The sequence below is a fragment of the Bacillus sp. FF-1 genome (assembly GCF_028548245.1).
Lineage (GTDB): Bacteria > Bacillota > Bacilli > Bacillales > Bacillaceae_G > Bacillus_A > Bacillus_A paranthracis.
Window position 1 is genome coordinate 149,711 of the sequence record NZ_JAQQGG010000004.1, and the last position, 19,878, is coordinate 169,588.

Sequence of the window (19,878 nt, forward strand, 5' to 3'; positions counted from 1 at the left end):
GACGGTTGAGCAGCCATGAGAGGGCTGCTTTCTTCTGTTTATTTAACATTTTACAAGAAGTGTAAAAATAGAAGATATAAAGACCTGAAAAAATAGAGAAAACAAACATATAAGCAGAGTTTTTTAGGAATTTTTACTTATATGTAGATCACGAGGTGAAGAAATGGCAAAACAAAAGCAAAGAGGGACGAAGGCAAAGGCAAGACGTACGATAAAGCCAACTTTGTATTATGAAATCGTCGGTTTAACTCTTTTTGCACTTTCAATCATTACGATTTTACAGCTAGGCGTTGTAGGAAAATCGTTTGTGTTATTTTTTCGCTTCTTCTTTGGTGAGTGGTACATAATTGGTGTGTTAGGTGTAATAGCTTTATCCGTTTCATTCGTTATAAAACGTGGATGGCCGAACCTTTTAAATAAACGGTTAATCGGTTTTTATTTAATAGTATTGGCGATATTAATGTTTAGTCATATTACATTATTTAACCTTCTTACGAAAGATGGAGCAGTGCAAAATACTTCTGTTATTGTAAGTACGAAAGATAATTTCTTTCTTGAAATGAAAAAAGGGCCAGATAGCGTTCATTTAGGTGGTGGCATGTTTGGTGCACTTATGTTCGCCACTTGTTACTTCTTATTTGACGAAGTTGGAGCTTATATTATTGGTATTATTTTAGTTATTCTCGGTATACTTTGTATAACAAATAAGCATATTGGAGAAGTGTTAGCTCCAGTTGGTAGAATTCTTAGAAGTCAATTTCAAGTGATGCAAGGGGACTATAAAGATTGGAGAGCCAAAAGAACGGCTGAACAAACAGAAAAGAAAAAAACAACAAGAAGCACAAGGAGCAAACGTGCTGCAGAACATGAAGAAATTATTGAGCCGATGGAAGAAATCTCAATTGATCCTCCGATTATTTCGAATTTCACTGAGAATTATCCTGTAAATGAAGAAGAGGATAAACGAATTGAAGTAGAGGAAGAAGAGTTAATCACTTCACCGTTTATTGAAGAGGCTCCACCAGTTGAAGAGCCGAAGAAAAAGCGTGGAGAAAAAATCGTTGAATCGCTAGAGGGGGAAACACAAGCACCTCCTATGCAATTTTCAAATGTAGAAAATAAAGATTACAAGCTTCCTGCGCTTGATATATTGAAATTTCCAAAGAATAAGCAAGTTACAAATGAAAATGCGGAAATTTATGAGAATGCTCGTAAATTAGAACGTACTTTCCAAAGTTTTGGAGTGAAAGCGAAAGTAACAAAAGTACATAGAGGTCCTGCAGTTACAAAATATGAAGTGTATCCTGATATGGGAGTAAAGGTAAGCAAAATCGTCGGTTTAAGTGATGATTTAGCACTTGCGTTAGCGGCGAAAGACATTCGTATTGAAGCGCCTATTCCCGGGAAATCAGCTGTAGGAATTGAAGTTCCGAACTCAGAAGTCTCCATGGTAACGCTTAGAGAAGTTCTTGATTCTAAAGCTAACAATCATCCGGAAGAGAAGTTGTTAATAGGCCTTGGACGAGATATTACAGGTGAAGCTGTATTAGCCCGCTTAAATAAAATGCCCCATTTGCTAGTGGCGGGTGCGACAGGTAGCGGGAAAAGTGTATGTATTAACGGTATTATTGTTAGTATTTTAATGCGTGCAAAACCACATGAAGTAAAATTAATGATGATTGATCCGAAAATGGTAGAGTTAAATGTATATAACGGTGTGCCTCATTTGTTAACACCAGTTGTAACGGATCCGAAAAAGGCATCGCAAGCATTGAAAAAAGTTGTAAGTGAAATGGAGCGTCGTTATGAGTTATTTGCTCATAGTGGCACGCGAAATATTGAAGGATATAATGATTATATAAAAGAGCATAATAATCAATCAGAAGCGAAACAACCGGAATTACCTTATATTGTCGTAATTGTGGACGAGTTAGCAGATTTAATGATGGTTGCTTCGTCGGATGTAGAGGATGCGATTATGCGTCTAGCGCAAATGGCTCGTGCTGCCGGTATTCATTTAATTATTGCAACGCAACGTCCGTCAGTTGATGTCATTACGGGAGTTATTAAAGCGAATATTCCATCACGTATTGCATTCGCTGTCTCTTCTCAAACAGATTCTCGTACAATTCTTGACGGCGGTGGTGCAGAGAAACTGCTAGGTCGTGGAGATATGCTATTTATACCAATTGGTGCATCGAAGCCTGTACGTGTACAAGGTGCGTTTTTATCAGATGATGAAGTTGAGAGAGTTGTAGAATATGTTATTGGTCAGCAAAAAGCGCAATATCAAGAAGATATGATCCCGCAAGATGTTCCTGATACGAAGCAGGAAGTAGAAGATGAATTATACGATGAAGCAGTTCAGCTCGTAGTGGAAATGCAAACAGCCTCTGTTTCTATGTTGCAACGTAGGTTTAGAGTTGGTTATACCCGTGCTGCCCGTTTAATTGATGCAATGGAAATGAATGGTGTAGTAGGTCCGTATGAAGGTAGTAAACCACGAGAAGTGCTCATTAATGATGTACAAGAAAAAAGTTCATAAAAAAAGCCTAATTGTTTTTACAATTAGGCTTTTTTATATGCTGGTTTTGTTATATACTATATTCAGCGATAAAGAAAGGGCTTACATTTAAGGTGGTTCTTTAGAATACGAATACTTTGGTGTGGTTTTTTGTGAATGTTCGATATTTCATGTAGAAAAATGTTAAATTTTGTTGACACGTATGGGAGCAAGTGGTAAGATTACTTCGAAAAGAATCACTGCCTCATATAATCTTGGAGATAAGGTCCATAAGTTTCTACCTGGCAACCATGAATTGCTAGACTATGAGGGGAAAAGTGTGTAACAAAGGATGTAAGAGATCTTTGTGCCGAACTTTTTCTCGCTATGAGGAATGTTTATGGTGCAAAGTTTTTTTTATGCAGTAAAGAGTGAAAATTTTTTTTAAAAAAATTATTAATATTTATTCGACAATTATGCTTATTTTTAGTATTTAGCAATTTTTATTATGTTGTAAGTTGAAAAAAGAGAAAAGAAGTCTTACATCAGAGGTCGAATAATTGAAATGCGGGGGAGTCTTATGTCAGTAAAATCCGATAGTCGTCACCTATATTTACGGGTGATTGATCACATCAAAGAAAAGATTAAAGATGGGGCTTACAAAGAAAGACAAAAGTTGCCATCAGAGTTTGATTTAGCGAAAGAACTTGGCGTAAGTAGAGCGACTTTAAGGGAAGCGCTGCGTATTTTAGAAGAAGAAAATGTTGTCATTCGTAGACATGGTGTAGGAACATTTGTAAATGCAAAACCGCTATTTTCTTCTGGGATTGAACAACTTTCTAGTATTACAGATATGATTTCTAGTGTGGGGAAAACACCAGGAACTATCTTTTTATCATCATCTACAACAAGTTTAACAGAAGAAGAAAAAGAGAAGTTTAATAGTGAAGATGGTTTTAATGCAGTGATGATTGAGCGTGTGCGTACAGCAGATGGGGAACCTGTTGTATATTGTATCGATAAACTTGCAAAAGAAATCTTGCCAGATTTATCGGGATACAACGAAGAATCATTGCTTACAGTGATACATAACAATACGCACAAACGTATCACATACGCAGTTGCTCATATTGAGCCAATTGGCTATCATCCGAAAATCTCACCGATTTTGGAATGTGAACCGGAAACGGCACTGCTAGTATTAAAACAAATGCACTATGATCAAAATGATGAGCCAATCTTATATTCTATCAATTACTTTAGAGCTGATAAGTTTAGCTTCCACGTATTAAGAAAACGTATGTAGGTAGGTTCCTTTTTAGGGAGGTGACAGCAAGAAGTTAGGGACAGCAGCGTATAAAAAATAGACAAATCATTTCAGGAGGGGTTTCTAGTATGAAGAAAAAAACAGGTCTTTTATTATCATTAACATTAGCAGCAAGTGCGGTGTTAGGTGCATGTGGTAACTCGGATAAAGCGAGTAGCGACAAAAAAGAGTTTAAAGTTGGTATGGTTACGGATGTTGGGGGCGTTGATGACAAATCATTTAACCAATCAGCTTGGGAAGGTTTAACGAAATTCGGTAAAGACAATAATTTAAAGAAAAATGAAGGATATCGTTATCTTCAATCAAGTAAAGATGCTGATTATATCCCGAACTTAACGAAGTTTGCGAAAGATCATTATAACACAACATTTGGTATTGGTTACTTAATGGAAAAATCAATTGCAAAGGTAGCTGAACAATATCCAAAAGAGCAATTTGCGATTGTAGATACAGTTGTAGAGAAGCCAAACGTAACAAGTATTACATTTAAAGACCATGAAGGTTCATTCCTAGTTGGTGCTGTAGCAGCGATGACGACAAAATCAAATAAAGTTGGGTTTGTTGGTGGTGTAAAAAGCCCATTAATTACAAAATTTGAATCAGGCTTTAAAGCTGGTGCAAAAGCAGTAAATCCAAATATCGAAATCGTATCACAATATGCTGATGCATTTGATAAACCAGAAAAAGGCTCTGTATTAGCTTCAGCAATGTACGGTGGTGGAGTTGACGTAATTTATCATGCTTCAGGTGCAACTGGTAACGGTGTATTCACAGAAGCGAAAAACCGTAAGAAAAAAGGTGAAAACGTTTGGGTAATCGGTGTTGACCGTGACCAAAATCAAGAAGGTATGCCTGAAAACGTAACTTTAACATCAATGGTAAAACGTGTTGATATTGCAGTAGCAAAAGTAGCACAAGAAGCGAAAGACGGTAAATTAAAAGGCGGTAAAGTAGAAGAATTCGGATTAAAAGATGACGGTGTTGGTATTGCGAAAACTACTGACAATGTGAAAAAAGTAAATCCAGAAATCTTAACAAAAGTAGAAGAGCTTGAGAAGAAAATCACTGACGGTGAAATTAAAGTCCCTGCAACTGATGAAGAATATAAAACATATGAAGCTTCTCTAAAGAAATAATAATAGAGAAATAGCAAAGGTTAGTTCGTAGAACTAACCTTTGCATATATAAAAATACTTTTAATAGAGTGTAATTAGGGAGTGTTCCCTGCTAAAAGGAGGAACAAAATGGAATACGTAATTGAGATGAACAATATTACAAAAGTATTCCCAGGCATTGTAGCGAATGACGATATTACGCTGCAAGTAAAACAGGGAGAAATACATGCTTTACTTGGAGAAAATGGTGCAGGGAAATCCACATTGATGAATGTACTATTTGGTTTGTACCAACCAGAACAAGGTGAAATTAAAATTAAAGGAAAACCTGTAAAAATTACAAATCCGAATATAGCAAATGACCTTGGTATTGGGATGGTCCATCAGCATTTTATGCTTGTTCATAATTTTACAGTTACAGAGAATATTATTCTTGGAAATGAGCCGAAGAAAAACGGGAAAATTGCTGTTGAAGAAGCGGCAAAAGAAATTAAGCAATTATCTGAACAGTATGGTTTGGCTGTTGATCCACATGCGAAAATTGAAGATATTTCTGTTGGGATGCAGCAAAGGGTTGAAATATTAAAGACTCTTTATCGTGGTGCTGAGATTTTAATATTTGATGAGCCAACCGCGGTGTTAACTCCTCAAGAAATTCATGAGTTGATTCAAATTATGAAAAAGCTTGTGCAAGAGGGGAAATCTATTATCCTTATTACACATAAGTTGAAAGAAATTATGGAAGTTTGCGATCGTTGTACAATTATTCGTAAAGGTAAGGGGATTGGTACTGTTGATGTAGCGGAAACGGATGAGCATAAACTTGCAGAGTTAATGGTCGGACGTCAAGTGAATTTTAAAACAGAAAAAATAGAAGCTAAACCAATGGAAGAAGTACTATCTATTGCAAACCTAATTGTTCATGATACGCGCAAGTTACCTGCTGTAAAAGGCCTTGACTTAACTGTTCGTGCAGGAGAAATCGTTGGGATTGCAGGGATTGATGGAAATGGTCAAAGTGAATTAATAGAGGCGATTACTGGTTTACGAAAAGTTGAGTCAGGTTCTATTGCAATTAAAGGAAAAGAAATAACGAATTGGCCTGTTCGAAGAATAACAGAAGAGGGGATTGGTCATATTCCTGAAGACCGTCATAAACACGGGCTTGTTCTCGATTTTTCTGTTCGGGACAATATTGTTTTACAAACATACTATAAAAATCCATTTTCAAAGAAAGGGATTTTAAATTTTAGTAAAATTACAGAAAAAGCGAAAGCACTTATTGAACAGTTTGATGTACGTACACCTAGTGAACAAACGTTAGCTCGCGCTCTATCTGGTGGAAACCAACAAAAGGCAATTATTGCACGTGAGGTAGATCGTAATCCAGATTTACTAATTGCAGCACAGCCGACACGTGGTTTAGATGTAGGTGCGATTGAATTTATTCATAAAAAATTAATTGAGCAGAGAGATAATGGTAAGGCAGTATTGCTTTTATCTTTAGAACTGGATGAAATTTTAAATGTAAGCGATCGAGTGGCTGTTATATATGAAGGGAAAATTGTAGCAATTGTGGATGCGAAAGAAACAAATGAACAAAAGCTTGGATTATTAATGGCCGGCGGGACAGGGAAAGAGAAGGTGAACACAAATGGCTAAAAAATTTTTAACAGAACGAACAATTAATATTTTAGTACCTGTGTTATCCGTAGTTTTCGGTTTACTTGTTGGTGCCATTGTAATGTTAGTTAGTGGATATGATCCAATTGTTGGATATGCCGCGCTTTGGGAAGGGATGGTTGGCAATCCACAAGCTATCGGTGAGACGTTGCGTACGATGATTCCGCTTGTATTAGCTGGTCTTTCAGTAGCATTTGCATTTCGTACAGGTCTTTTCAATATTGGGGTGGAAGGACAGTTATTAGTTGGGTGGCTCGCTGCTGTTTGGTTTGGATATGCAGTGTCGTTACCAGCAATTTTGCATATTCCGTTATCTATTTTAGTGGCGGCAATTGTCGGCGGTTTATGGGGCTTTATACCTGGATATTTAAAAGGGAAACTTAAAGTAAATGAAGTAATTGTTACAATTATGATGAACTACATTGCACTTTATGTTACGTATGATCTTATTAAACGTTTTATCCACGAAGGTAATGAAAAATCTTATGACGTACAAGCAAGTGCTTCGTTAGCTTCTGATTGGTTATCTTCATTGACAGATGGATCTCGTTTACACTGGGGAATTGTTGTGGCTATTATCATTGCGATTGTAATGTGGTTCTTATTAGATAGAACAACGTTAGGGTATGAATTAAAATCGGTTGGTTTTAACCAAAATGCCTCTCAATACGCAGGAATGAAAGTATCGCGTAATGTTGTATTATCAATGACAATTGCTGGTGCTTTTGCAGGAATTGGTGGAGCTATGGAAGGATTAGGGACATTCCAAAGTATGACAGCAATGTCTTCGTTTACTGGTATTGGATTTGATGGGATTGCGGTAGCACTTTTAGGCGGAAATAATCCATTTGGTATACTATTAGCAGCTTTACTGTTTGGTGGTTTGAAAAGTGCAGCACCACAAATGAATTTCGAAGCAGATGTACCTTCGGAGTTAATTAACGTTATTATTGCATGTATTATTTTCTTTGTAGCGTGCAGTTATGTTTTACGCTGGGCACTTACACGCATGAGCAAGGAGGGGAAATAAATGAGCTTTTTAGATATTTTAGCCATTCTTGTGACGGGTACGTTATATACGGCAGCGCCACTTATTTTTACGGCGTTAGGTGGAGTGTTCAGTGAACGTTCTGGAGTTGTAAATATAGCGTTAGAAGGTTTAATGTTATTTGGTGCATTTATTGGTATTGTTACAACGTTATTAATGGGTGATACGTGGGGATCGATGACTCCTTGGATTGCATTATTATTTGCAGCAATTGGTAGTGGATTGTTTGCACTTCTTCACGCAGTAGCATCCATTACATTCCGTGCAGATCAAGTAGTGAGCGGAGTAGCAATTAACTTCTTAGCACTTGGTTTAACAGTATTTGCGATTAAGAAAATCTTTGGCAAAGGACAAACTGATTTCATTCAATACCGCATTGAAAAAATCGATGTTCCGGGTCTTTCGGATATTCCGGTAATCGGAAAAATCTTTTTCTCTAATGTACCGTTAACATCATATATTGCTATTATTTTAGCGTTTGTCGTTTGGTATATCATTTATAAAACGCCGTTCGGTCTTCGTCTTCGTGCGGTTGGTGAGCATCCAATGGCAGCGGATACGATGGGGATTAACGTATATAAAATGCGTTATATTGCAGTTGCTATATCTGGAATGTTTGCAGGAGTTGGTGGAGCGGTCTTCGCTATGTCGATTTCTGGTAACTTCTCAGGTGCTACAATTACTGGACAAGGTTTCTTGGCGTTAGCAGCAATGATTTTCGGTAAATGGAATCCACTCGGTGCTCTTGGAGCGGCTCTGTTCTTCGGATTTGCTCAATCATTAGGAATAACAGGCGGTACAATTCCAGTACTAAAAGAAATTCCAAGTGTATTCTTAACGATATTGCCGTATGTATTCACAATATTAGCGCTTGTTGGTTTTGTAGGTCGTTCTGAAGCTCCAAAAGCATTAGGAACTCCTTATGAAAAAGGAAAACGATAAGTATAAAAAAAGCTCGCACATTAGTGCGGGCTTTTTTACATAGACTATATTTAATACGGAATTTTACTATGTTCCTTACATATTACAGTTTTTAGAAAGGGCCTAATGTAAGTATAGTGAGGAAGAAAAGTTGATTTTTCATTTCTAAAAACTGTATATTGAAGAGGAATATTCCTATATACGTAAAGGAGGGCTATAAATGAAACTGATGGAACAACAGTTACATGAGTTAGGTGGTTTACGAGTACATATTATTCCAACTGATAAATATAAAACAAATACATTTGTATTTCGTTTGAAAGCACCTTTAAATGAGGAGACGGTGACAGAACGTGCCCTATTGCCATACGTATTGCAAAGTGCGACAGAAAAGCTTCCTTCTGTAATTCGTCTTCGTCAATATTTAGAAGAATTATACGGATCTTCTTTGGCAGTAGATGTAAGTAAAAAAGGAGAAGATCATATCATCTCTATTTATGTAGACATTGCAAATGAAGTATATTTACATGATGCACCACCGTTATTTGAAAAAGCGCTTTCTATGTTATCGGATATCGTTTTACATCCAGCGAAAGAGGGGAATGGTTTTCTGCCTTCTATTGTAGAAAGTGAAAAGAGAGCGCTCTTACAACGAATTGAAGCGACGTATGATGATAAAATGCGTTATGCAAACGAGCGTTTAATTGAAGAAATGTGCAAAGTAGAACCGTATCGTTTAAGCGCAAATGGGAAAAAAGAGAGTGTTTCTTCTATTACAAATGAAAGTTTGTATCAATATTATCAAAAAGTGTTAGCGGAAGATGAAATGGACCTATACATTATTGGTGATATTTCAGAAAACGCAGTTGATCTTGTAAGTAAGTATTTTTCTATTTCAGCACGTCCTGTGAGGGAAAGAAATGTACTTCTTCATAAGAGAAATAATGAAGAAAAAGAAGTTGTGGAAAAACAAGAATTAAAACAAAGTAAATTACACATCGGATATCGTACATTTATTACGTATAAAGACGAAGATTATTTTGCGCTGCAATTGTTTAATGGATTGTTTGGAGGATTTTCTCATTCGAAGTTATTCGTTAATGTTCGTGAAAAAAATAGTTTAGCGTACTATGCAGCATCTCGCTTTGAAAGTCATAAAGGTTTATTATTTGTCATGTCAGGAATCGAAGCGAAAAATTATGAAAAAGCGGTTGAGATTATTAAAGAGCAAATGCTTGCAATGCAAAATGGTGATTTTTCTGAAGAAGAGATGCATCAAACGAAAAGTGTTATTCGAAATCAAATATTAGAAGCAATTGATACACCGCGTGGATTTGTGGAAATGCTGTATCATGGTATTATTTCAGATCGTACGCGTCCGGTTGAAGAATGGCTTACAGGTATTGAAAGTGTGACGAAAGAAGAGATTGTGAAAGTTGCTAAAAATATTGAATTAGATACAATTTACTTTTTACACGGAACGGAGGGAGAATAAATGGAGAAAATTGTTTATGAGCAATTAAAAGAGACACTCTATTATGAAAAACTTCCTAATGGATTAGATGTATATATTTTACCGAAGCAAGGATTTAATAAAACATTTGCAACGTTTACGACAAAATATGGTTCTGTGGATAATACATTCGTACCACTAGGTAAAGAAGAAATGATTCGTGTGCCGGATGGGATTGCTCATTTTCTTGAGCATAAACTATTTGAAAAAGAAGATCATGATGCGTTCCAATTGTTTAGTAAACAAGGGGCATCGGCAAATGCTTTCACATCTTTCACAAGAACAGCTTACCTTTTTTCGTGTACATCAAATGTAGAACAAAATTTAAATACATTGTTAAATTTCGTACAAGAGCCTTACTTCTCTGAAAAAACAGTTGAAAAAGAGAAGGGTATTATTGGGCAAGAAATTCAAATGTATCAAGATAATCCAGATTGGCGCTTATACTTTGGATTAATTGATAGCTTGTTTGTAAAGCACCCGATTAAAATTGATATTGCAGGTACAATCGAGTCTATTAGTAAAATTACGAAAGACCTACTATATGAATGTTATGAAACATTTTATCATCCAAGTAATATGTTGATGTTTGTTGTAGGTGCAATTGATCCAGAGAAAACGATGGATTTGATACGTGAAAATCAAGCAAAAAAAGATTACAAAAACCAACCAGAAATAGTACGTTCATTTGAAGAAGAACCAGATGCGGTAAATGAAAAGAAGAAAATTATTTCAATGCCTGTACAAACTCCGAAATGTTTAGTTGGTATTAAAGCGACAAACTTAAAAGAAAAAGGGGAAGCCCTTTTAAAACAAGAAATTGCGCTTACGTTACTTCTAGATTATTTATTTGGAAAAAGCTCCGTTCATTACGAATCTTTATATAACGAAGGACTCATTGATGATTCGTTCTCATATGATTATACGGAAGAGAATAACTTCGGTTTTGCAATGGTTGGCGGCGATACGAAGCAACCTGATGAGCTGGAAGAGCGTTTGAAAGGTATTTTATTAAATACAAATTATGATCAATTAGATGAGGCGGCATTAGAACGAGTAAAGAAAAAGAAAATAGGCGGCTTTTTACGTTCCTTGAATTCACCGGAATATATTGCAAATCAATTTACACGATATGCGTTTAATGAGTCGAGTCTGTTTGATGCATTGACTGTATTAGAAAGTTTAACTGTTCAAGATTTACAAGAAGTAGCCAAATTACTATTATCAGAAGAAAAAATGAGTGTTTGCCAGGTTTTACCGAAAAAATAAAAGATTTTATAATAATACCTTCATCTTATCATTGATAAATTGTAAGATGAGGGTATTATTTATTTGTAGAAAAAAGATTTTGTTGAGATAAGAGAGGAATTGTATGAAAAAGTATGCATTAGTAACTGGAGGGAGCGGAGGGATTGGCTCTGCTATTTCGAAACAATTAATTCAAGATGGATATACAGTATATGTTCATTATAATAACAGTGAAGAGAAAGTGAATGAGTTGCAGAAAGAATGGGGTGAAGTAATTCCTGTTCAAGCAAATTTAGCTTCTACTGATGGAGCAGAGCAATTGTGGAAACAAATTGAACATCCTCTTGATGTTATCGTATATGCAGCTGGGAAGAGTATTTTTGGACTCGTAACAGATGTAACGAACGATGAATTGAATGATATGGTAGAACTTCAAGTGAAGAGTATCTATAAATTATTATCGATGGCATTGCCATCTATGATTCAACGCAGAAGCGGTAATATTGTACTTGTTTCGTCTATATGGGGACAAATTGGCGCGTCATGTGAAGTTCTTTACTCGATGGTAAAAGGTGCGCAAAATTCATATGTGAAAGCTTTAGCAAAAGAGGTTTCATTAAGTGGAATAAGAGTGAACGCGGTGGCGCCAGGTGCAATTGAAACGGAAATGTTAAACGTATTTTCAGAAGAGGATAAGAATGAAATTGCGGAAGAGATTCCGTTAGGACGATTAGGATTACCGGAAGAAGTAGCAAAAACTGTGTCATTTCTCGTATCACCAGGTGCATCTTATATAACTGGACAAATTATTGGAGTAAATGGCGGGTGGCATTGCTAAAAATTTCTTACATAAAAAATGAAAAACTGTACAAATTAAGCATGATTCTATTACTAAGTAGTGAGGTGCTTACACATGTCAGTTTTAGATAACTTTGATCAATGGAAGAGCTTTTTAGGAGAACGTTTAGAACAAGCGCAAGGAAAAGGTCTTGATGGTGGTGCTGTATCAGATATGGCATTTCGTGTTGGTGATTATTTAGCAAATGAAGTAGAAGCACGCAACGATCAAGAGAAATTATTAGCTGAACTTTGGAAAGTTGCTGACGAACAAGAGCAACATACAATCGCAAACTTAATGGTAAAGTTTGTACAACATAAGTAAAAAATAGAGAGGGGATTCTCCTCTCTATTTTTTTTGTATAATAATTGAAAGGGATAGATTATACATTTAGCTTCCCTATTAAGGTGAAATCATATAATATAGTACGTAGGTGTAAAGTAAGCAAGGGGAGTGATCTTGGATGATTGAATGGTATTTTGAATATGAAATACATAAAAACCGACCTGGCTTGCTTGGTGACGTTTCTTCGTTAATCGGTATGCTCGGCATTAATATTGTCACAATTAATGGTGTAGATAATGCAAGGCGTGGATTACTCCTTATGTGTGATAATCAAGAGCAAATCTCTAGACTAGAATCAATTTTAAATACGATGGATAACATAACGGTAACGAAATATCGTCCGCCAAAGCTAAGAGATAAGCTAGCGGTTAGACATGGTAGGTACATACAACGAGATGCAGATGATAAGAAGACATTTCGGTTTGTGCGTGATGAATTAGGGTTACTTGTAGACTTTATGGCTGAAATAATGAAAAAAGAAGGCCATAAGCTAATTGGTATACGAGGAATGCCTCGTGTTGGAAAAACAGAATCCATTGTTGCCGCAAGTGTTTGTGCAAATAAAAGATGGTTATTTGTATCGTCTACTCTTATTAAGCAAACTGTTCGTAGTCAATTGATTGAAGATGAGTATAGCGACGACAATATTTTCATCTTAGATGGAATCGTGTCAACAAAGCGTGCTAACGAAAGGCATTGGCAGCTTGTTCGTGAAATTATGAGATTGCCTGCAACGAAAGTTGTGGAACATCCTGACGTATTTGTGAGTCAGTCAGAATACACATTGGATGATTTTGATTATATTATCGAGTTGCGTAACGATTATGATGAAGAAATTCAATATAATTTAGTAGATGAAATTGAGCAAGGTACGCAAAATAATTTCTCTATGTTTGACTTTTAAAGAAATATTGAGGTGTTAGTAGTGACAGAATTAGGACAAAAGCTGAAAGAAGCAAGAGGAACGAAAGGCTTGTCTATTGATCAGCTGCATGAGATTACAAAAATTCAAAAACGCCATTTAGTAGCAATTGAGGAAGGCAATTATGATGTATTGCCAGGAGCTTTTTATGCGCGTGCATTCATTAAACAATACGCAGATGCGGTTGGATTAAATGGAGAGGAACTGCTTGTAGAATATCAGAGTACGATACCACAATCTGAAAAACGCGACGTTCCACAAGTGTCAACCGGACAAAAAACACAAGAAACAATGCAGAAATCTTCATCATGGCCAATTGCAGATCATATGCCGAAAATCTTAGTTGCGCTGCTAGTAATCGCAGTTGGAGTGGTAATTTGGTTTATTTTCCAAGCGTTAACTGGAAAAGGTGATGAGAAGGTTCCGAATGCTCAAAGTGAGAAAATTGAAGTTAAAAAAGCGGAAAACTCTCCGTTAGATACGAAGAAAGATGAAGTGAAAGCGGAAGAGCCGAAAAAAGAGGAACCAAAAAAAGAAGAATCGAAAAAAGAAGAGCCAAAGAAAGAAGAACAACCAGCGCAACCAACAGGACAACAAGAAATCAAAGTAGTTGGGACAACTGGTAAGGAGTCCACTTTGGAAATTCATAACAATAAAACGTTAGAATTAGAAATTACAACAAAAGGTGCAAGTTATGTAGGTATTAAAAATGAGGCAGGAAATGATATCTTTAGTGGAACAATAGAGGAAGGTCAAACTCAAAAATATGATTTATCAACAGCGAAAGTGGTAAACCTTAATATAGGAAGTGCACCGAATGTTGAATTTAAATTAAATGGCCAAGTGGTTACATTCCCGTTGAATCCAGAAGAGAATTATCATCAAAAATTCTTGATTAAAAATCTAGGGATAGAGCAACCTGCACAATAACAGTCATCGCTTCGATGACTTTTTTCAATGAACAAATGTTTTTGATATGATGGAGGAATAGCTGTGAATTTACCAAATAAAATTACAATATCTAGAATCTGCTTAATTCCAATTTTTATGGTAATTATGTTAGCGCCCTTTGATTGGGGTTCATACACAATTGGTGATGTTGATTTACCAATTCAACATTTAATAGGAGCGCTTATCTTTATTGTTGCTTCGGCTACAGATTGGATTGATGGACATTACGCAAGAAAGTATAATCTTGTAACGAATTTAGGGAAGTTCCTTGACCCGTTAGCTGATAAATTACTTGTTTCAGCGGCACTTATCACGTTAGTTGAGATGCAATACGTACCTGCTTGGATCGTTATTGTCATTATAAGCCGTGAGTTTGCGGTCACTGGTTTACGTCTTGTACTTGCTGGAACAGGGGAAGTAGTTGCGGCAAATCAGCTAGGGAAAATTAAGACGTGGACACAAATCATCGCGATTGCGGCATATTTATTACACGATGTACCTTTAAATTTAATCCATATTCCAGTTGCTGATATCTTTATATGGATTGCATTAATTTTTACTGTTATTTCAGGATGGGATTATTTCTGGAAAAATAGAGCTGCTTTTGTAAACTCAAAATAGAAGTTTATGGGGGAATTGGGATGAACGCTGAAATTATTGCGGTTGGAACAGAATTATTACTTGGACAAATTGCAAATACGAACGCCCAGTTTTTGTCTGAAAAGTTAGCTTCAATTGGAATTAACGTGTACTACCATACTGTAGTTGGTGATAATAACAAGCGACTGCAGCAGGCGATTGAAGTTGCAGAAGAACGTGCGGATATGCTCATTTTCACAGGTGGATTAGGACCGACAAAAGATGATTTAACGAAGGAAACAATAGCGTCTAGCTTAGCGGAAGAGCTTGTATATGATGAAAAGGCATTAGCATCAATAAGCGATTACTTTAAGCGAACAGGTCGAGAGTTCACGGAGAATAATAAAAAGCAGGCGCTCGTTTTGGATGGGGCGACTGTATTTGCAAATGATCATGGTATGGCACCTGGTATGGGATTAAATAAGAACGGAAAAGTTTATATTTTATTACCAGGACCACCGAAAGAAATGAAGCCGATGTATGTAAGTTATGTGGAGCCTTTTTTACGTAACTTTACAACAGGAGAAAACATTTATTCTCGCGTGCTTCGCTTTTTCGGAATTGGGGAATCTCAATTAGAGGTGAAAGTTCAAGATTTAATTGATGGACAAACGAATCCGACAATCGCCCCGCTTGCCAATGATGGAGAAGTGACATTACGTTTAACGGCTAAACATCAAAATGCTCATGAAGCGGAGAAACTCATTCAGCATGTGGAAGATTTGATTTTAGAAAGAGTTGGAGAATTTTTCTACGGGTATGACCAAGAGTTTCTACATTATAAGGCGATAGAGTTATTGAAGAAAAAAGGATTAACTTTAGCGTGTGCGGAAAGTTTAACAGGTGGTCTCTTTGGTAATCAAGTAACAGAAAACGCTGGTGTGTCTTCCGTATTTAAAGGCGGTGTCATTTGTTACCATAATGATGTGAAGCAACATGTATTACATGTACCTGAGGAAGTCTTGTCTACTGACGGTGCAGTTAGTAAAGAATGTGCTCGTTATCTTGCTGAAAATGTTAGAGAATTATTAAAAGCGGATATCGGAATTAGTTTCACTGGGGTAGCAGGACCAGATGCTTCAGAACATAAAGAGCCGGGAACTGTATTTGTTGGATTGGCGATGAAAGATGAACCAACTGTAGTCTTTCCTCTAAATTTAAGCGGAAGTCGTCAACAAATTAGGGAACGCTCAGCAAAATATGGATTTTATCATTTGTATAAAAAGCTAGAAGAGATATAAGTCTCTTTTAGCTTTTTTTAATGGTTAAATGTGGTTATATTTAATGAAAAATAAAAAAATCGAATAAATGTTCGATTTTTGTTGGCAAATTGAATTGAAAATAGGTATAATAAGATTAGCAATTCAGTTAAGGAGGAATTTTGAATGAGTGATCGTCAAGCGGCATTAGATATGGCGTTAAAACAAATAGAGAAGCAATTCGGTAAAGGTTCAATTATGAAATTAGGAGAACAAGCGGAGCGTAGAGTTTCTACAGTTTCTAGTGGTTCTTTAGCACTTGATGTGGCATTAGGGGTAGGCGGATACCCACGTGGCCGTATTATCGAGATTTATGGACCTGAGAGTTCAGGTAAAACAACAGTTTCATTACATGCAATTGCAGAGGTACAGCGTCAAGGTGGACAAGCAGCATTCATCGATGCGGAGCATGCAATGGATCCTGTATATGCACAAAAATTAGGTGTTAACATCGATGAATTACTATTATCACAACCTGATACAGGGGAGCAAGGTTTAGAAATCGCAGAAGCACTTGTACGAAGTGGTGCGGTTGATATTATCGTAATTGACTCTGTAGCAGCTCTTGTACCGAAAGCTGAGATTGAAGGAGACATGGGTGACTCACACGTAGGTTTACAAGCTCGTCTAATGTCTCAAGCACTTCGTAAACTTTCAGGTGCAATCAATAAATCAAAAACAATCGCAATCTTTATTAACCAAATTCGTGAAAAAGTTGGGGTTATGTTCGGAAATCAACTACAAGTTGCTTAATCGTAAAGATTAAGGAGTTTACCATGGGTTTCCCTTGCTAGTGATAGCATGTTAAAAACCTTGTGAACCTTATTGCCTAAGGGTGTAACTATCCATATAGTTGCTAACGGTGAAGCCCACCATTATTTAGGGTAATACCGTGCCAAGCTCCATAGTGATATGGGGAAGGTGTAGAGACTACCGAAAAGAACTTTTAGTTAACTGAGTAGGGTACGGCAGATGATAGGCTACTGCTGGAAGTGCAAGGCTCTCTGTAAAGAGATGAAGAGATAGTCCGGACTATAGAGATGGAAAATCTATAGATAGTGCCAGAAACAACTCCAGGTGGTCGTGCGTTGAAATTCTATTCAACTGTTCGTCTTGAAGTACGTCGTGCGGAGCAATTAAAACAAGGTAACGACATTGTTGGTAATAAAACAAAAGTAAAAGTAGTTAAAAATAAAGTGGCACCACCATTCCGTGTTGCGGAAGTTGATATTATGTACGGAGAAGGTATTTCAAGAGAAGGTGAAATCTTAGATATGGCTTCTGAACTTGATATCGTTCAAAAGAGCGGTGCTTGGTACTCTTATAATGAAGAACGCTTAGGACAAGGTCGTGAAAATTCGAAGCAGTTCTTAAAAGAAAATACGGATTTAAGAGAAGAAATTGCCTTCTTTATTCGTGAGCATCACGGAATTAGCGAAGATTCAGGTGCTGAAGATATGGAAGATCCAAGTCTTCTTGATTAAAGTGGGATAAAAGACACGGCTTCGTGTCTTTTATTTTTGTATCATTATGAAAGCGTTGTATATCGTTGGAGATAAAATATTTAATCCATCTAAAACAGTATGTGTACAGAGGGATATATGCGTGTTTTACATGAATAAACTGGAATTTACTAAGGTTTTCCAGGATAATATGCTCTCTGCTTTTTAAATTCCTATATAAATTAGAGCTGAAGGTAAAGAAAGTAAAAGTAGACAACGCTTGACAATGAAAATTGCGATAGATACAATGAGAATGTATATTTTTTCTTATATACGAAACACTCTTCTCAAGAAGAGAAGTAATATTCGGAGTAAGACTTAAATCTTGCCGAAATAATAATATGACATTTTAATTGTGAAATGAAGAAAGTCCCTTAAAAAAGCGGGACGACGGTCTTTGCTGTATGTTGTTATTCAATGTACATGCCGACAGTCTTTTTTCATTCATAGCAAGGGGAGGTGAAATCATGAGTAGTACTGCAGTTTGGATACTCATCTCCATTTTGCTTGCAACAGTCGGTGCAGTTGTTGGCTTTTTTGTTCGAAAGTCTATTGCTGAAGCGAAGATTAATGGTGCAGCTAATGAAGCGAAACGTATTATAGATGAAGCGAATCGTGAAGCTGAAGCACTTAAGAAAGAAGCGCTTTTAGAAGCAAAGGATGAAATTCATACACTTCGTACAGAAGCTGAATTAGAAATTCGTGACCGTAGAAGCGAATTACAAAAACAAGAAAATCGTTTAATGCAAAAAGAAGAGAACCTTGATCGTAAAGACGAAACGCTCGATAAACGCGAGCAACAGTTAGAAAAGAAAGAGGATTCTCTTGTAGCGAGACAACAACAGATTGAAGAGTTGGAAAGCAAAGTGGGAGAGTTAGTTCAAAAGCAACAAACAGAATTAGAGCGCATTTCCAATCTGACACGCGAACAAGCGAAAGCAATTATTCTTGGTAAAGTAGAAAGTGAAGTTTCTCATGAAATTGCCGTAATGGTAAAAGAAAGTGAAGTTCGTGCGAAAGAAGAAGCAGATAAGAAAGCAAAAGAGATTTTATCTCTTGCAATGCAGAGATGTGCAGCTGATCATGTTGCTGAAACAACCGTTTCGGTTGTAAATCTTCCAAATGACGAAATGAAGGGACGTATTATCGGACGTGAAGGTCGAAATATTCGTACGTTAGAAACGTTAACAGGTATTGACCTAATTATCGATGATACACCAGAAGCGGTTATCCTTTCTGGATTCGACCCAATTCGTCGTGAAACAGCTCGTATCGCTCTTGATAAACTAGTACAGGACGGACGTATTCACCCAGCGCGTATTGAAGAGATGGTCGAAAAATCAAGACGTGAAGTGGACGAGTATATTCGTGAAGTCGGAGAGCAAACAACGTTTGAAGTGGGTGTTCACGGTTTACATCCAGATTTAATTAAGATTTTAGGTCGTTTAAAATACCGTACAAGTTACGGGCAAAACGTCTTAAAACACTCTATGGAAGTTGCATATTTAACTGGACTTATGGCAGCAGAGCTTGGTGAGGATGAAAAACTAGCAAGACGTGCTGGTCTATTACATGATATCGGTAAAGCGATTGACCATGAAGTAGAAGGTAGCCACGTTGAAATTGGTGTTGAACTCGCAACGAAATATAAAGAGCATCCTGTAGTTATAAACAGTATTGCATCTCACCACGGAGACACAGAACCAACTTCTATCATTGCAGTTTTAGTTGCAGCAGCAGATGCATTATCAGCTGCAAGACCTGGAGCTCGTAGTGAAACACTTGAGAACTATATTCGTCGTCTTGAAAAGTTAGAAGAGATTTCAGAGTCTTATGAAGGCGTAGAAAAATCTTTCGCAATTCAAGCAGGACGAGAAGTTCGTATTCTGGTAAAACCAGATACAATTGATGATTTAGAAGCTCATCGTTTAGCTCGTGATATTCGAAAACGTATTGAAAATGAACTGGATTACCCAGGGCATATTAAAGTAACTGTTATTCGTGAAACACGCGCAGTGGAATACGCAAAATAAAGTGGTGAAACACCACTTTATTTTTTTGTGT

Annotated in this window: 15 protein-coding genes, 2 pseudogenes and 1 riboswitch; all 17 genes and pseudogenes read left to right on the forward strand. The window is 36.7% G+C overall.

What is annotated here, in order from left to right:
• Nucleotides 1-163: 163 nt before the first annotated feature.
• The 17 genes and pseudogenes from PQF83_RS16040 (at nucleotide 164) to rny (ending at nucleotide 19,847) form a co-directional block, all read left to right on the forward strand.
• On the forward strand, nucleotides 164-2,545 hold the full coding sequence (locus PQF83_RS16040) for a DNA translocase FtsK (RefSeq protein ID WP_001118775.1): 2,382 nt from the start codon (nucleotides 164-166) through the stop codon (nucleotides 2,543-2,545).
• 203 nt (nucleotides 2,546-2,748) lie between these two features.
• A riboswitch (purine riboswitch) is annotated at nucleotides 2,749-2,850 on the forward strand.
• 233 nt (nucleotides 2,851-3,083) lie between these two features.
• Nucleotides 3,084-3,809, forward strand: coding sequence for a GntR family transcriptional regulator (locus PQF83_RS16045; protein WP_000114176.1), 726 nt, complete (start codon nucleotides 3,084-3,086; stop codon nucleotides 3,807-3,809).
• Between the two features lie 89 nt (nucleotides 3,810-3,898).
• Nucleotides 3,899-4,966 carry a BMP family lipoprotein gene (locus tag PQF83_RS16050; RefSeq protein WP_000730594.1) on the forward strand — a complete coding sequence of 356 codons (1,068 nt, stop codon included), beginning with the start codon at nucleotides 3,899-3,901 and terminating at the stop codon, nucleotides 4,964-4,966.
• Between the two features lie 108 nt (nucleotides 4,967-5,074).
• Nucleotides 5,075-6,607: an ABC transporter ATP-binding protein gene (locus tag PQF83_RS16055; protein WP_000456918.1), complete on the forward strand. Its 1,533-nt coding sequence runs from the start codon at nucleotides 5,075-5,077 to the stop codon at nucleotides 6,605-6,607.
• The gene (locus tag PQF83_RS16060) at nucleotides 6,600-7,658 is read left to right on the forward strand and encodes an ABC transporter permease (protein ID WP_001074499.1); all 1,059 of its coding nucleotides are present in this window, start codon (nucleotides 6,600-6,602) and stop codon (nucleotides 7,656-7,658) included. The genes PQF83_RS16055 and PQF83_RS16060 overlap by 8 nt, the downstream gene beginning before the upstream one ends.
• Nucleotides 7,659-8,618: an ABC transporter permease gene (locus PQF83_RS16065; RefSeq protein WP_000008842.1), complete on the forward strand. Its 960-nt coding sequence runs from the start codon at nucleotides 7,659-7,661 to the stop codon at nucleotides 8,616-8,618.
• A gap of 199 nt (nucleotides 8,619-8,817) precedes the next feature.
• Complete coding sequence (gene yfmF / locus PQF83_RS16070; RefSeq protein WP_000772430.1) at nucleotides 8,818-10,092, forward strand: EF-P 5-aminopentanol modification-associated protein YfmF; 1,275 nt, start codon at nucleotides 8,818-8,820, stop codon at nucleotides 10,090-10,092.
• Nucleotides 10,093-11,379 carry an EF-P 5-aminopentanol modification-associated protein YfmH gene (gene yfmH, locus PQF83_RS16075; protein WP_000411945.1) on the forward strand — a complete coding sequence of 429 codons (1,287 nt, stop codon included), beginning with the start codon at nucleotides 10,093-10,095 and terminating at the stop codon, nucleotides 11,377-11,379. It abuts the gene before it with no gap.
• 103 nt (nucleotides 11,380-11,482) lie between these two features.
• Nucleotides 11,483-12,196 carry an elongation factor P 5-aminopentanone reductase gene (gene ymfI, locus PQF83_RS16080; RefSeq protein WP_000759622.1) on the forward strand — a complete coding sequence of 238 codons (714 nt, stop codon included), beginning with the start codon at nucleotides 11,483-11,485 and terminating at the stop codon, nucleotides 12,194-12,196.
• A 75-nt stretch (nucleotides 12,197-12,271) separates the two neighbouring features.
• Nucleotides 12,272-12,520 (forward strand): DUF3243 domain-containing protein, encoded by a 249-nt coding sequence (locus PQF83_RS16085; RefSeq protein WP_000114454.1) that lies wholly within the window; start codon nucleotides 12,272-12,274, stop codon nucleotides 12,518-12,520.
• A gap of 139 nt (nucleotides 12,521-12,659) precedes the next feature.
• The gene (locus tag PQF83_RS16090) at nucleotides 12,660-13,445 is read left to right on the forward strand and encodes a DUF3388 domain-containing protein (RefSeq protein ID WP_000574107.1); all 786 of its coding nucleotides are present in this window, start codon (nucleotides 12,660-12,662) and stop codon (nucleotides 13,443-13,445) included.
• A 21-nt stretch (nucleotides 13,446-13,466) separates the two neighbouring features.
• On the forward strand, nucleotides 13,467-14,393 hold the full coding sequence (locus tag PQF83_RS16095) for a helix-turn-helix domain-containing protein (RefSeq protein ID WP_000137486.1): 927 nt from the start codon (nucleotides 13,467-13,469) through the stop codon (nucleotides 14,391-14,393).
• 63 nt (nucleotides 14,394-14,456) lie between these two features.
• Nucleotides 14,457-15,035 (forward strand): CDP-diacylglycerol--glycerol-3-phosphate 3-phosphatidyltransferase, encoded by a 579-nt coding sequence (pgsA, locus tag PQF83_RS16100; protein WP_001052963.1) that lies wholly within the window; start codon nucleotides 14,457-14,459, stop codon nucleotides 15,033-15,035.
• A 20-nt stretch (nucleotides 15,036-15,055) separates the two neighbouring features.
• A complete protein-coding gene (cinA, locus tag PQF83_RS16105) occupies nucleotides 15,056-16,294 on the forward strand; it encodes a competence/damage-inducible protein CinA (protein WP_000990710.1) in 1,239 nt (412 codons plus the stop codon).
• Between the two features lie 144 nt (nucleotides 16,295-16,438).
• Nucleotides 16,439-17,047, forward strand: a pseudogene (gene recA, locus PQF83_RS16110) (recombinase RecA); the annotation flags it as partial.
• Nucleotides 17,048-17,373: 326 nt separating this feature from the next.
• A pseudogene (locus tag PQF83_RS16115) lies at nucleotides 17,374-17,796 on the forward strand (recombinase RecA); the annotation flags it as partial.
• A gap of 485 nt (nucleotides 17,797-18,281) precedes the next feature.
• Nucleotides 18,282-19,847 (forward strand): ribonuclease Y, encoded by a 1,566-nt coding sequence (gene rny / locus PQF83_RS16120; RefSeq protein ID WP_000099355.1) that lies wholly within the window; start codon nucleotides 18,282-18,284, stop codon nucleotides 19,845-19,847.
• Nucleotides 19,848-19,878: the final 31 nt, after the last annotated feature.